Annotated in this window: 13 protein-coding genes; 11 read left to right on the forward strand and 2 right to left on the reverse strand. The window is 63.7% G+C overall.

The genetic code is table 11. The features are described from left to right. Positions 1–7 precede the first annotated feature (7 nt). From GR138_RS24905 to GR138_RS24915, 3 genes are read left to right on the forward strand one after another with little or no spacing between them, the layout of a single operon-like run. A complete protein-coding gene (locus GR138_RS24905) occupies positions 8–1042 on the forward strand; it encodes a zinc-dependent alcohol dehydrogenase (RefSeq protein ID WP_160861963.1) in 1035 nt (344 codons plus the stop codon). Between the two features lie 24 nt (positions 1043–1066). After that, positions 1067–2563: an aldehyde dehydrogenase family protein gene (locus GR138_RS24910; protein ID WP_160861964.1), complete on the forward strand. Its 1497-nt coding sequence runs from the start codon at positions 1067–1069 to the stop codon at positions 2561–2563. After that, on the forward strand, positions 2563–4158 hold the full coding sequence (locus GR138_RS24915; RefSeq protein WP_160861965.1) for a GMC family oxidoreductase: 1596 nt from the start codon (positions 2563–2565) through the stop codon (positions 4156–4158). Before GR138_RS24910 ends, GR138_RS24915 begins: the two co-directional genes overlap by 1 nt. Before the next feature lie 52 nt (positions 4159–4210). Here the strand turns inward: GR138_RS24915 and GR138_RS24920 are convergent, their stop codons facing one another. After that, positions 4211–5029, reverse strand: coding sequence for an aldo/keto reductase (locus GR138_RS24920; RefSeq protein ID WP_160861966.1), 819 nt, complete (start codon positions 5027–5029; stop codon positions 4211–4213). Between the two features lie 138 nt (positions 5030–5167). Between GR138_RS24920 and GR138_RS24925 the strand changes: the two genes are divergently transcribed. From GR138_RS24925 to GR138_RS24935, 3 genes are read left to right on the forward strand one after another with little or no spacing between them, the layout of a single operon-like run. Next, positions 5168–6739, forward strand: a complete 1572-nt coding sequence (locus GR138_RS24925) for an acyl CoA:acetate/3-ketoacid CoA transferase (protein WP_160861967.1) — start codon at positions 5168–5170, stop codon at positions 6737–6739. Next, complete coding sequence (locus GR138_RS24930; RefSeq protein WP_160861968.1) at positions 6736–7509, forward strand: enoyl-CoA hydratase-related protein; 774 nt, start codon at positions 6736–6738, stop codon at positions 7507–7509. The genes GR138_RS24925 and GR138_RS24930 overlap by 4 nt, the downstream gene beginning before the upstream one ends. A gap of 39 nt (positions 7510–7548) precedes the next feature. Continuing rightward, on the forward strand, positions 7549–8808 hold the full coding sequence (locus tag GR138_RS24935) for a glycerate kinase type-2 family protein (protein ID WP_160861969.1): 1260 nt from the start codon (positions 7549–7551) through the stop codon (positions 8806–8808). Positions 8809–8848: 40 nt separating this feature from the next. Here GR138_RS24935 and GR138_RS24940 read toward each other — a convergent pair whose 3' ends face one another. After that, positions 8849–9865 carry an aldo/keto reductase gene (locus GR138_RS24940; protein WP_160861970.1) on the reverse strand — a complete coding sequence of 339 codons (1017 nt, stop codon included), beginning with the start codon at positions 9863–9865 and terminating at the stop codon, positions 8849–8851. Between the two features lie 156 nt (positions 9866–10021). Between GR138_RS24940 and GR138_RS24945 the strand changes: the two genes are divergently transcribed. From GR138_RS24945 to GR138_RS24965, 5 genes are all read left to right on the forward strand, one after another. Beyond that, positions 10022–11164, forward strand: coding sequence for an acyl-CoA dehydrogenase family protein (locus GR138_RS24945; RefSeq protein ID WP_160861971.1), 1143 nt, complete (start codon positions 10022–10024; stop codon positions 11162–11164). Then, entirely contained in the window at positions 11161–11940 is a 780-nt protein-coding gene (locus GR138_RS24950) for a 3-ketoacyl-ACP reductase (protein ID WP_160861972.1), read from the forward strand. Before GR138_RS24945 ends, GR138_RS24950 begins: the two co-directional genes overlap by 4 nt. A gap of 10 nt (positions 11941–11950) precedes the next feature. Continuing rightward, the gene (locus tag GR138_RS24955) at positions 11951–13099 is read left to right on the forward strand and encodes a dihydrodipicolinate synthase family protein (RefSeq protein ID WP_160861973.1); all 1149 of its coding nucleotides are present in this window, start codon (positions 11951–11953) and stop codon (positions 13097–13099) included. A gap of 2 nt (positions 13100–13101) precedes the next feature. Then, positions 13102–13959 (forward strand): sugar phosphate isomerase/epimerase family protein, encoded by an 858-nt coding sequence (locus tag GR138_RS24960; protein ID WP_160861974.1) that lies wholly within the window; start codon positions 13102–13104, stop codon positions 13957–13959. A gap of 16 nt (positions 13960–13975) precedes the next feature. Next, on the forward strand, positions 13976–14212 hold a 237-nt coding region (locus tag GR138_RS24965; protein WP_420853715.1), incomplete at its 3' end, for an electron transfer flavoprotein subunit beta/FixA family protein.

The following is a 14212-nucleotide window of genomic DNA, read 5'->3' on the forward strand; positions in this document are numbered from 1 at the left end:
CGCAGCCATGAGCAGCATGCGGGCCGCCGTTCTGACCGCGCCGAAGCGCTTCGAACTTCGTGACGTTCCAGTCCCGGCCGTCGGGCCGGAGGATGTGCTGGTGCGGGTGGCGCGGACAGGTATCTGCGGCACAGACATTCACATGTTCAATGGTCACTACGCCGCCGACAAGCTGCCGCTGATCCCGGGCCATGAATTCTGCGGAACGATCGCGGAGCTTGGTGCGAATGTGCGCCATCTTGCCATTGGTGCGCGTGTCGTCGTCGATATCAATATCGGCTGCGGCACCTGCTTCTGGTGCCGCCGCAACGAAGTGCTGAACTGCGCCGAAGTCACACAGGTCGGGATCGGGCGGGATGGGGCCTTCGCCGAATTCGTCGCCGTGCCCGCGCGTCTTGCAATCCCCGTCGAGGTGGACATTCCCGACGAAGTGATCGCCCTCACCGAGCCGGTCGCCTGCGTCGTTCGCGCCGCGCGCAAGGCCGGGGTGGGGTTTGGGCAGTCCGTCGTCATCTTCGGTGCCGGGCCGATCGGCAATCTGCATGTGCAGATGATGCGGCTTGTCGGCGCGGCGCCGATTATCGTGGTTGATCTTTCGCCTGATCGCTGCCGCATGGCGCTCGATGCAGGCGCGGATGCAGCGGTGGCCGATCCGGCGCAGCTGAAGGCCGCCGTGCTTCGCATGACCGGCGGGCGCGGAGCGGATCTCGTCATCGAAAGCGTCGGCAATCGAAAGCTCTATGAACAGGCTTTTGACCTGACGCGCCGTGGCGGACATGTCGCCTTTTTCGGTATCACGCCGCCGGGTGAAACGGTTCCTGTCGATATCCTCCGGACCGTTCTGGAGGAGGGGAGCCTCAAGGGATCGGTTGCCGGCATGGGGCAGGATATGCACGATGCGTTGACCCTCCTGTCTCATGGCCGATTCCGCACGGATGATTTCACCAAGGCGAGCTTTTCCCTGGACAATATCCAGGAAGCTTTTGAAACCCTCGGCGATCGACCGCGGGACCTGAAGACCCAGATCGCCATCGCGGCGTAAGACCTATCGAAGTGGAGGTATCTCATGGACCAGAAAAACCAGTTCCTTTCTGCCCCGACAGCGGCGCGCGCCTTCGGCTTTTTCGTCGATGGCGAGTGGAAGGACGGCGCGGAACACTTCGAGCGCGCGTCCCCGGGCCATGGCACGCCGGTCACGCGCACCGTCCGCTGCACGGTCGATGATCTGAATGCAGCCGTCGCCGCGGCACGTCGCGCCTTCGAGGATCGTCGATGGGCTGGTCTTTCGGGTGCCGCGCGCGGCAGCGTGCTGCTGCGCGTTGCCGAAATCCTGCGCCGCCGCCGCGACGAGATCGCCTACTGGGAAGCCTTGGAAAACGGCAAGCCGATTTCCCAGGCGCGCGGTGAAATCGATCATTGCATCGCCTGCTTCGAGGTGGGCGCCGGTGCCGCCCGCATGCTGCACGGTGATAGCTTCAATTCGCTTGGCGACGATCTCTTCGGCATGGTGTTGCGCGAGCCGATCGGCGTCGTCGGCCTGATCACGCCCTGGAACTTCCCGTTCCTCATCCTGTGCGAGCGTGTGCCCTTCATCCTGGCTTCCGGATGCACGATGGTGGTGAAGCCCTCGGAGGTCACGGCCGCAACGACGCTTCTGCTCGCCGAGGTGTTGGCGGAAGCGGGCCTTCCCGCCGGCGTCTACAACGTCATCACGGGGTCTGGCCGCACAATCGGCCAGGCGCTGTCCGAGCACCCCGATGTCGATATGCTCTCCTTCACCGGTTCGACGGCCGTCGGCCGTTCCTGCGTTCACGCTGCTGCCGACAGCAATTTCAAGAAGCTCGGCCTGGAACTTGGTGGCAAGAACCCGATCATCGTCTTTGCCGATTCCGATCTGGAAGACGCTGCCGATGGCGCGGCCTTCGGCATCAGCTTCAACACCGGGCAGTGCTGCGTGTCGTCCTCGCGTCTGATCGTCGAGCGCTCCGTCGCCGCCGAGTTCGAAAGACTGCTTGTCGAGAAGATGAAGAAAATCCGCGTCGGCGATCCGCTCGATGAGCGCACACAGGTCGGCGCCATCACCACGGAAGCGCAGAACGCGACGATCCTCGACTATATCGCCCAAGGCAAGGCCGCCGGCGCGACGCTGCTGACGGGTGGAGAGGCGATCGATCTCGGCCGCGGCCAGTATATCGCGCCGACGCTCTTTTCCGGCGTTTCCCGCGACATGGCGATTGCGCGTGACGAGATTTTCGGCCCGGTTCTGTGCTCCATGCATTTCGATACGGTGGAAGAAGCCATCCAGCTTGCCAATGACACCGTCTATGGACTTGCGGCGAGCGTCTGGACGAAGAATATCGACAAGGCGCTGACGGTGAGCCGCCGGGTTCGGGCCGGGCGTTTCTGGGTCAACACGATCATGGCTGGCGGCCCCGAAATGCCGCTCGGCGGTTTCAAGCAGTCCGGCTGGGGTCGCGAGGCCGGCATGTACGGGGTGGAGGAATATACGCAGGTGAAGTCCGTTCATGTCGAGATCGGCAAGCGTTCGCATTGGATCGCATGATGTCGGCTGGTTATGACTATGTGATCGTCGGCGGCGGCACTTCGGGCTGCGTACTGGCGGCCCGGCTTTCGGAAAATCCTTCCACTCGGGTCTGCCTCATCGAGGCCGGCGGACGCGATACCAACCCGCTCATCCACATGCCCGTCGGCTTCGCCAAGATGACGACGGGGCCGCTGACCTGGGGGCTGAAGACCGCCCCCCAGAAGCACGCCAACAACCGTGAGATCCTCTATGCGCAGGCCAAAGTGCTCGGCGGCGGTTCGTCGATCAATGCCGAGGTTTTCACCCGCGGCGTACCCGGCGATTATGACCGTTGGGTCGAGGAGGGCGCCGAGGGGTGGGGCTTCAAGGACATCCAGAAGTATTTCCTGCGTTCGGAGGGGAACTCGATCCTGTCCGGCGCTTGGCATGGCACGGATGGTCCGCTCGGTGTCTCGAACATCCCAGAGCCCCAGCGCATGACGCGTGCCTTCGTGCAGAGCTGCCAGGAAGCGGGCATACCCTATAATCCTGATTTCAACGGCCTCGTGCAGGAAGGCGCGGGCGTCTATCAGACGACGACACGCAACAATCGGCGCTGCTCCGCGGCAGTCGGCTATTTGCGACCGGCTCTCAAACGCCCGAACCTTAAGGTCGTCACGGATGCGCTTGTCCTGCGCATCGTCTTCGAGGGGCGCCGGGCCGTCGGTGTCGAATATGTGGTCGGGGGGAAAAGCACGGTCACTCGCGCTGACAGCGAGGTGCTCGTCACCTCCGGTGCCATTGGGACGCCGAAGTTGATGATGCTCTCGGGTATCGGGCCGGCCGACCACCTGCGCAGCCACGGTATCGACGTCGTGCAGGACATGGCGGGCGTCGGGCAGAACCTGCAGGACCACTTCGGCGTCGATATCGTCGCGGAATTGAAGAACCACGACAGCCTCGACAAGTACAACAAGCTGCACTGGTCGATCTGGGCGGGCATCCAGTACACGCTGTTCAATTCCGGCCCCATCACCTCGAATGTCGTGGAGGGCGGCGCATTCTGGTATGGCGACAGGGCGAACCCTGTGCCCGACCTGCAGTTCCATTTCCTCGCGGGCGCGGGAGCGGAGGCCGGCGTTCCCGGTGTGCCGAAAGGGTCTTCTGGCATCACGCTGAACTCTTACACGCTGCGGCCGAAGTCACGCGGGACGGTGAGCCTGCGCTCCGCCGATCCGCGCGCCCTGCCGGTCATCGATCCGAACTTCCTTGCCGACCCCGATGACGTGAAGATTTCGGTCGAGGGTGTGAAGATCAGCCAGGAGATCTTCGCCCAGGCCTCACTCCAGAAACATATCAAGGTGCTGCATTTCCCGGATCGCAATGTCCGGACGGAAGCGGACTACGTGGCCTATGCGCGCCAATACGGCCGCACGTCCTACCATCCGACCTGCACCTGCAAGATGGGGCGCGACGACCTGTCGGTGGTCGATCCGCAACTGCGCGTACACGGCCTCGATGGTATCCGCATCTGCGACAGCTCCGCCATGCCGAGCCTCGTTGGCTCCAACACCAATGCGGCGACGATCATGATCGGCGAAAAGGCATCGGACATGATCCGCGGCAACGCCTGATCGTTCGGCAGCCTGCAAATGAGAAGGGCGGCCTTGCGGCCGCCCTTTTGCGTCAATCCCATTCGGGAGCCCAGGGCAACTGTCCCGGCTTGACGATGCGGTAGCCGGTGGCGTTCAAGGCGTCGATCCTCTCCATGTCGATAGACGACAGCATGAAATCCATGATGTCGAAGTTTGTCCGGATGTTTTCCGGTTTCGTCGACATCGTGTTCAACGGCACGCCCTTCTGGAGAATCCAGCGCAGCACGACCTGTGCTGAGGATTTGCCGTAGGTTTGGCCGATCTCGGCAAAGAGGCCATGCTTGAACACTTCTCCGCGGGCGATCGACGCGTAGGAGGAGAGCGGTATGCCCGTCTCCGATGCGGCGGCGAGGAGTTTCCTCTGGTCGACGAGCGGGTGGAACTCCACCTGGTTGGTGACGAGCGGCCCATCGACCACGGTGCGTGCCACATGCATCATCCGGGCCGTATAGTTCGAGACGCCAATCGTGTCTGCCAGGCCGCGATCCCTCGCTGATTGCAGCAGGCGCAAGGACGGTGCGACGTCGCCGCCAACGGGCGGCCAGTGCAGCAGAAGCACATCGACGCGGTCGATCTGCAACGCCTTCAGGCTGGCCTCGACGGACGGCAGGAATGTCTCCTCCGAATAGTTGTCGGGGTGGACCTTCGTGGTGATGCAGAGGTCTTCACGCGCTACACCACAGGCGGCGAGTGCCGCACCCGTCTCGGCCTCGTTGCCATACATTTGTGCCGTATCGAATGCCCGGTATCCGGCGCCGATTGCGGCATCGAGGGCCTGTCTCAGGGTGTCTCCCTTCAGCGGATAGGTGCCGAAGCTGCGCTGAAAACTCTTCTGGAAATAGATGTTCATGCCTCCTCCTTGGCGGGGCCGATATGCCGGCATCGCGATTGCCGCTCAACGCGAAAATCTTGCTTGCCGGGTTGCCTTGATCACGATAATGTATAACTAGTTAGTTACTTAATGCAATCGGGAACGGAGATTTCGGCGATGAGGAAGGTGAAGACTGCGCAGGAGGCGGCCCAGCTCATTAAGGATGGAGCGGTCGTTGCTGTGAACTCTTCCTCCGGTCTCTGCTGCCCCGACGCCGTGCTGAAAGCACTCGGCGAGCGCTTCGACAACGAGGGCCATCCGCGTGGCCTTACCTCCATCCACCCGATTGCCGCCGGCGACTTCTTTGGCACGCGCGGTGTCGATCACATCGCCAAGCCCGGCATGCTGGTGAAGATCATCGGCGGCTCCTACCCCTCCGGCCCGAGCAATGCCGAGCCACCGCTCATTTGGCAGATGATCCTGAAGGAGGAACTTGCCGCCTGGAATGTGCCGTCTGGCATCGTCTTCGACATGTTGCGTGAAGGTGCGGCAAAGCGCCCCGGCGTTTTGACCAAGGTCGGCATGGAGACTTTCGTCGATCCCGATCAGGACGGCTGCGCGATGAATGCCAGCGCGCGCGCCAACCCGCTCGTCAAGCGTGTTGCCTTCGAGGGTGAGGACTGGCTGCATTTCCCGGCGATCCGTCCCGATGTTGCAATCATCCGCGCGACAACCGCGGACGAGAAGGGCAACCTCACCTTCGAGCAGGAGGGCGCGACCCTCGGCGCGATGGAAATGGCACTTGCGGCGCGCAATTCCGGTGGCCTTGTCATCGCGCAGGTCAAGCGCGTGGCGGCGAGCGGAACGTTGCGTCCACACGATGTGCGCGTGCCCGGTATTCTCGTCGACATCATTGTCGAGGCGCCCGACCAGTTGCAGACGACCGCGACACCCTATGACCCGGCGATCTCGGGCGAACTCTTCCGCCCGCTCGAAACGTTCCGGCTGCCCGGGCTCGATGTCGGCAAGGTGATCGCCCGCCGCGTCGCACAGGAGCTGAAGGATGGCTGGGCCGTGAACATCGGCTTCGGCATTTCAGCCAACGTGCCGCGTATCCTCATCGAGGAGGGGCTGCACGGCAAGGTCACCTGGGTGATCGAGCAGGGGGCCGTCGGTGGCGTGCCGCTGCTCGATTTCAAGTTCGGCTGCGCCTCCAATGCCGAGGCCTTCGTCGCGTCGCCGCATCAGTTCTGTTACTTCCAGGCAGGCGGCTTCGACTGCTCGCTCTTGTCGTTCCTGGAGATCGATGCCGAGGGCTCGGTCAATGTCAGCCGTCTTGCCGCGACGCCGCATCGTACCGCCGGCGCCGGCGGCTTCGTCGACATCACGTCGCGCGCGAAAAAGATCGTCTTCTCAGGCAATTTCAATGCCGGCGCGAAGATGCATGTCGAGGATGGCCGCCTGGTGATCGACAAGGAGGGCCGCATCGCCAAGTTCGTGCCGAAGGTGGATCAGGTCAGTTTCTCCGGCAAGCGCGCGCGTGCACAGGGCCAGGAGATCACCTATGTGACCGAGCGCTGCGTGATCGAGCTTGATGCCGACGGGCTTGTTGTTACGGAGATCGCCCCTGGCCTCGACCTCCAGCGTGATGTCCTCGACCAGGCGGCAACGCCGCTGCGGGTCTCGAAGACGCTCAAGGTGATGGACGATGCACTGTTTCGTGCGGAAACCATGGGGTTGACGCTGTGAGCGATCCGCGCGTTGAGCTTTCCATCGACGGTCACATTGCGCGAATTACCCTGCGGCGTCCGGAAAAGCTGAATGCGATCGACGAGGATATGATCGACGCGCTGCTGCAGGCGTGTCGTATCGTCGAGCGCTCGGATGCCAGCGTCGCGATCCTTTCGGGAGAAGGTGGAAAATCCTTCTGTGCGGGCGGAGATATCGAGGCGTGGAGTAGCCTTGACGCCGAAACATTTTCGCGCCGCTGGTTGCGCGACGGGCATGGTACCTTCGACGCGCTGGCACGCCTCACGGTACCGTTGATCGCGGTGCTGAACGGCCATGCGCTTGGCGGCGGGCTGGAGCTTGCCGCCTGTGCCGACCTACGTATCGCCGAAGCGCATGTGAAGATCGGCCAGCCGGAGCCCGGCCTCGGCATCATTCCCGGCTGGTCCGGCACACAGCGCGCATCGCGCCGCTTTGGCACGCAGCTTGTTCGCCGCATGGCGCTTTTCGGCGAGATTTATACAGCGCAGGAGGCACTCGCGCTCGGCCTCGTCGATCAGGTCGTTGCGACCGGTGAGGGCGCTGCTGCGGCGGAAACAGCTGCGGCGCGCGTGCAAAAACGCGCGCCGCGGGCGACCGAGTTGACCAAGATGCTGATCAATGCCGCCGAGGGCGAAGAACGCGAGCGGGTCGTGGAGATGCTGGCCGGCGCCGTGGCGGCAGCGTCCGAAGAGCTGACCGAAGGGCTTTCCGCCTACAAGCAGAAGCGGCCGGCCCGCTTCGGCAACTAGCGCCCAATCATCTGACATCCCAATATCTGTGGCGATCTCATGAAACCCGAAGACAAAGACTTTCTCTCAGAGCTCTTCCGTGCTGCGGTCGAGGCTGCCGATCCGGAAAAGGCCGTGCGCGCATATCTGCCGGCTCGGCCCAAAGGGCGGACTGTCGTTATCGGCGCCGGGAAAGGTGCCGCACAGCTTGCCGCGGCTTTCGAGCGTCTTTGGGATGGCCCGCTGGAGGGCGTTGTCGTCACCCGCTACGGTTATGCCACGCCCTGCCGGCGGATCCGCGTGCTCGATGCGGCGCATCCCGTACCCGATGCGGCGGGCCTTGCTGCCTCGCAGGCGCTTTTCGACGCCGTGAAGGGGCTTGCCGAAGATGATCTCGTCGTCGCACTGATCTCTGGCGGCGGGTCGGCCCTTCTTCCCGCTCCGCCAGGTAACCTCACGCTGGAGGACGAGGCCGCACTGAACAGCGCACTGCTTGCGAGCGGGGCGCCGATTTCCGTCATGAACGCCATTCGCAAGCAGGTCTCCGGCATCAAAGGCGGACGGCTTGCCGCCGCCTGCCATCCGGCAAAGGTCGTGACGCTCGTCGTTTCCGATGTGCCGGGCGACGACCCGGCCCAGGTCGCCAGCGGGCCGACCGTACCGGATGCGGGTGATCGTGAAGAAGCGCGCGCGCTGGTGAAGACATGGGGGATCAGACTGCCGGAGCGGATCGATGCCTGGCTTGGTGGAAATGAGGGAGAGCCGCCCTCCCCGGGCGATCCGGTCTTTGCCGCGCATGAGGTGCGGGTCATCGCTTCCGCCCGTCTCTCGCTGGAAGCGGCTGCGCACCGGGCGGAGGCTCTTGGCGTTCCCGCTGTCATCCTGTCGGATAGCGTCGAGGGGGAGGCGCGCGACGTCGCGCGCGTGCACGCGGCCATCGCCCGTGAAGTCGCCAGCCGCGGACGCCCGTTCTCGCGCCCGGTCGTCATTCTCTCGGGCGGGGAAACAACGGTGACGATCAAGGGGCGTGGCAAGGGAGGACGCAACACGGAGTTCCTGCTGTCCCTCGCGCTGGCCGGCGAGGGCATTCCCTTTGCGGCGCTGGCCGCTGATACGGATGGTATCGATGGCTCTGAGGACAATGCGGGTGCGTTCGCGGATGGCGCCAGCATTAAGCGCCTGCGCGACCTGGGCGTGGATCCCGCAGCCCTGCTCGCCGGCAACGATGCCTGGACGGCGTTCAACCGGCTGGACGACCTGTTCGTGCCGGGCCCGACAGGAACCAACGTCAATGACTTCAGGGCGATCCTGATCCGCTAGAATGGCCCGCGCGGCCCTCGTCGCGCGGGCCGATCTGGGGTCATGCCGGAACGGGCGCATCCTCGCGCAACAGGCCCTTCTTCTTCAGATCCGCCCAGAAATCGGCCGGGATCGGATGGGAGAACCAGGCGAGATTCTGATCCAGCTGTTCGATCGTGCGCGTGCCTGCCATGAAGGACGGGACGGCGGGGTGTGCCACGACGAATTGCAGGGCCGCAGCTGCCAGTGGCACGCCATGTTCGGCGCAGACGGCTTCGATCTTCGCGACTTTGTCTATGATATCGCGCGGTGCCGGCGCGTAGTTGTACTTCGCGCCCTCCTTGGCGCCGGTTGCGAGAATGCCGGAGTTGAAGCCGCCGCCCACGACGACGGCCGCGCCGCGTTGCTGGCAGAGCGGCAGGAAGGTATCCAGCGCTTCCTGTTCGAGCAAGGTATAGCGCCCGGCCAGCAGGAAGCAGTCGAAATCGTGGCGCAAGAGCGCTTCGTGGCAGACCTGCCATTCATTGACGCCGACGCCGATCGCCTTCACGACTTTTTCCGAGCGCAGCCGTTCCAACGCGCGCCAGGCGCCGTCCATCGCCTGTTCGAATACCTCCGGCTGCTCGTTGCCGCGCGTGAAGACGTCGATGTCGTGGATGAAGCACATATCCATCCGCTCCAGCCCGAGCCGCTGCAGGCTGTCCTCGAAGGCGCGCATGGTGCCGTCGTAGCTGTAGTCGAAATGCATGGTGAAGGGTGCGGCATTCGTCCAGGGTGCGAAGTCGATCGTGTCGCGCCGCGCCGGGCGCAGCAGACGCCCGACCTTGGAGGCGAGAACGAAGTCGTCCCGGGTTTTCCAGCGCAGGGCATGGCTCGTTCGCAGTTCGGCAAGGCCGTGGCCATACATTGGCGCCGTGTCGAAGAATCGCACGCCTGCCTCCCAGGCGCGTGCGAACATTTCCTGCGACGTCGCTTCGTCGATCTCGCGGAAAATGTTTCCGAGCGGCGCGGTGCCGAAGCCGAAAGCGGTGACTTCGAGGTCCGTCCTGCCGAATTTACGCTTTTCTCCTGGATGCATGCTTTCCTCCTTAAGTAACTGAATAGTGAATAATATGCACGCAGCCAAACGGCTGTGCAAGCAGCTACATTTCGCCTGCGTGAATTTTTCCGTCTTGACGTTCGTCTGCAGTCGAATGTATGTAACCAGATAGTTACTAGTAGCGAGACGAGGCAGATGTATCTCACCGAAACGCAGGAGCAGGTGCGCGACATGGCGCGCGCCTTTGCCGACGAAACGATCCGCCCCTTGGCCGAAGAACTCGACCGGGAGGAGCGCTTCCCCGCGAACCTCTATGATGAGATGGCCAAGCTTGGCCTCTTCGGCATCGGCGTGCCGGAAGCCCTTGGCGGTCCCGGCTTCGACACACTCACCTATGCGCTTGTCATGGAGGAGCTGAGCCGGGGATACGCATCGGTCGCCGATCAGTGCGGCCTGATCGAACTCATCTCAAGCCTGCTGGTGCGCCACGGTACGGAAAACCAGCAGGCCCTCCTGCCTGAAATTCTCGGAATGCGCTCGAAGGTCGCCTATTGCATCACCGAGCCGGAGGCGGGCACCGACGTTTCGGGCATCCGCACCACGGCCGAGCGCGACGGAAACGGCTGGCGGCTGAATGGCGGCAAGATCTGGATCCACAACGCGCCGGTGGCCGACTACGGCTTCGTGCTGGCCCGCACCGACAAGGAAGCCGGCAACCGCGGCATGTCGATCTTCATCGTCGACCTGCATTCGGCCGGCGTTGAGAAAGGGCCGAAGGAACACAAGATGGGGCAGCGCGCCAGCCAGGTCGGTGCCTTGAACTTCTCGGATGTGCGCCTGCCGGCCGATGCTCTGCTCGGCACGGAAGGGCGTGGTTTCCACATGATGATGTCGGTGCTCGACAAGGGGCGTGTCGGCATCGCCTCGCTCGCGGTCGGCATCGCACAGGCCGGCCTTGAGGCCGCCCTCGACTATGCGGGCACGCGCAAGCAGTTCGGCAAGGCGATTTCCGATTTCCAGGGTGTGCAATGGCTGCTTGCCGACATGGCGAAGGATATCGAGGCCGCGCGCCTGCTCGTCCATTCCGCCGCGTCGAAGATCGACAGCGGGGCGGATGCGACGAAAGCCTGCTCCATCGCAAAATGTTTCGCCGGCGACGTCGCCGTGCAGCGCACCGCCGATGCCGTGCAGGTGTTTGGTGGCTCCGGCTACATTCGCGGCTTCGAGGTGGAGCGCCTCTACCGCGATGCGAAGATCACCCAAATCTATGAAGGCACCAACCAGATCCAGCGTATGATCATCGCCCGCGAACTCCTGAAGAAGGGCGCACGGGCATGAGTGCCGTACCTGCCCGGGCGGTTGCGCTCGTCACCGGCTCCTCGCGCGGTATCGGGCTCGCCGTTGCCGAGGCTCTGGCAAAGGAAGGTTTTGCGATCGCCGTCAACGGACCGGCGGACGATTCCGAGCTGGCGGCAGCTGTTGCGCGCATTGCCAACCATGGGGTTCCGGTGGTCGCCGCCCCGTTCGATGTGGGCGCGATCGGCGGTCACAAAGCGGCGCTGGATGCGGTAGAGGAAAAACTCGGGCCGCTCACCACCCTGGTCAACAATGCCGGTGTCGGCGTGCTCAAGCGCGGTGACATGCTGGAGGTCTCGGAGGAGAGCTGGGACCGGTGCATTTCCATCAACGCAAAGGCCCTGTTTTTCTTGAGCCAGGCCTTCGCGCGCCGCTTGCTCGCCCGCGAGCGACCGTCCCTCTTCCATTCGATCGTCAATGTCACATCGTCGAACGCCGTTGCGGTGGCGGAGCAGCGTTCGGAATATTGCGCCTCGAAGGCGGCGGCGGCCATGGTTTCCAAGGTGCTCGCCGTCCGGCTCGGGCGGGAGAACATTGCCGTCTATGACGTCCAGCCCGGCCTGATCGCCACCGAGATGACCGCACCCGTCATCGAGGCCTATCGCGATCGCGCGGCCCAAGGTCTCACGCTTTTTCCCCGCGTCGGCGAGCCGGGTGAAGTGGGCACGCTGATTGCGTCGCTTGCGACCGGCCGGCTCCCCTACACGACCGGACTGTCGATCCCGGCTGATGCCGGCATGCTCGTCCCGCGCTTCTGAGGTCTTCTCCATGAAAATCGCCCTTCCCGATACCACCGGCCGCCGCACCGACTATGTCCTGACAGGGAAACCGATCGCAGTCGAAACGCTCAGCAAGAAGCCGGCCCGTATCGTCTATTCCGCCGCACACGTCGTCGCCGATCCCTTCACTTCAAACGATCCTTCGGGTCGCGCCTCGGTGGACTGGGCGAAGACGATGGCGTTTCGCCGCTACCTCGCCGGTCTTGGCCTCGGCATTGCCGAGGCGATGGATACGGCGCAGCGCGGCATGGGGCTTGACTGGCCGGGCGCGTTGGAGCTGATCCGCCGCACGCGTGAAGAGCTTCCGGATGCGCTCGTCGCCAATGGCTGCGGCACGGATCATCTCGATCCCGCGACGGTGACGAGCCTGGACGATGTGCGCCGCGCCTATCTGGAGCAGGCGGACGCCATCCAGAAACTCGGTGGCCGCCTCATCCTCATGGCGTCCCGCGCCCTGGTGCGCGTCGCAAGAGGGTCGGAGGACTACGTCAAGGTCTATTCCGATGTGCTCGCCGCCTGTGACGAGCCGGTGATCCTGCATTGGCTCGGCGACATGTTCGACCCGCAGCTTGCCGGCTATTGGGGCGACGCGGCGTTTGTGCCCGCCATGCAGACGGCGCTCGCCGTCATCGAAGCGAACGCGGCCAAGGTCGATGGCATCAAGATTTCCCTGCTCGACAAGGAGAAGGAGATCGTCATGCGCCGCCGCCTTCCGGCCGGCGTGAAAATGTATACGGGCGACGACTTCAACTATCCGGAATTGATCGAAGGCGACAGCGAAGGGTTTTCGCACGCTCTGCTCGGTATCTTCGATCCGCTCGCGCCTGCCGCGGCCTATGCGGTGGAGCGTCTGGGCGAGGGCGATAGGGCCGCCTTCCGCGCAACGCTCGATCCGACCGTGCCGCTCGCCCGCCTGATCTTCCGGGCGCCCACGCAATACTACAAGACGGGCGTCGTCTTCCTCGCCTGGCTGAACGGCTTCCAGGATCATTTCGTGATGCTGAACGGCGCCCAGGCCATGCGGCCGCTGCCCTATTTCGTTGAGGTGTTCCGCCTAGCCGACCAGTGCGGCCTGCTACGGGATCCGGAGCTTGCAGTCGAGCGCATGAAGACGCTGCTCGCCATCTACGGCAGGTGACGATGCGCGATTTTTCGATCGACCATTCGGCGCTTGCGCTCAACACCGCCAGCCTCGGCCACAATCTCGATGGTCATGGAGCGGGATGGGAGCCGGAACGTATCATCGACGCTTGCGCCGCACGCGGTTTCGGCTCGATCGTCTTCTGGCGCCGTGAAATTGGTACTCGGGCGATTGCGATCGGCGAGCGGGCACGGGCAGCGGGCCTGTCCGTCGCCGGGCTTTGTCGCACGCCGTTTCTTGTCGGGACGCAGGCCATAGACAAGGCGATGGTGCTCGACGAGGCGAAGGCTTCCATCGACATGGCCGCAGGCCTTGGTGCTGCGGTGCTGACGATCGTGGTGGGGGGCGTACACCCCGGCACGAAGGGGACGGCCGAGAGCCTGAAGATCGTCGCCGACCGCGTCGCCGCCCTTGCGCCCTATGCGGCCGAGCGGAATGTCAAACTGGCGCTGGAGCCCCTTAATCCCGTCTATGCCGGCAACCGCTCCTGCCTGACAACGATGCGGGACGCCGTCGATATTTGCGATGCGGTTGACGCGCCGAACCTCGGCATTGCCGTCGATGTCTATCATGTCTGGTGGGACAACGATCTTGATACCCAGTTGCAGCGCGCCGGAAAGCACAGGATTTTCGGTTACCACCTTTGCGACTGGCTGGCCGACACAAGCGATGTCCTGCTCGACCGCGGCATGATGGGGGACGGCGTTGCCGACCTCAAGGCACTCCGCAAGAGTGTCGAGGGCGCGGGTTACGCTGGCCCTTGCGAGGTCGAAATCTTTTCCGCCAACACCTGGTGGAAGCGCGATCCCGGCGAGGTTCTGGACGTGATGGTCGATCGTTTTCGCACCGTCTGCTGATGACAAGGAGAATTCCATGAAACTGCTCGTCCCTGTAAAGCGGGTCGTTGATTACAACGTCAAAATTCGCGTGAAGTCTGACGGCTCGGGTGTCGAGCTTGCGAATGTGAAGATGTCGATGAACCCGTTCGACGAGATTTCGGTCGAGGAGGCGTTGCGGCTGAAGGAAGCCGGCAAGGCGGAGGAAGTGGTCGTGGTGTCGATCGGCCCGGCCAAGGCCGAGGAAACGCTGCGCACGGCGCTCGCCATGGGC

The organism is Shinella kummerowiae, assembly GCF_009827055.1.
Classification (GTDB): domain Bacteria; phylum Pseudomonadota; class Alphaproteobacteria; order Rhizobiales; family Rhizobiaceae; genus Shinella; species Shinella kummerowiae.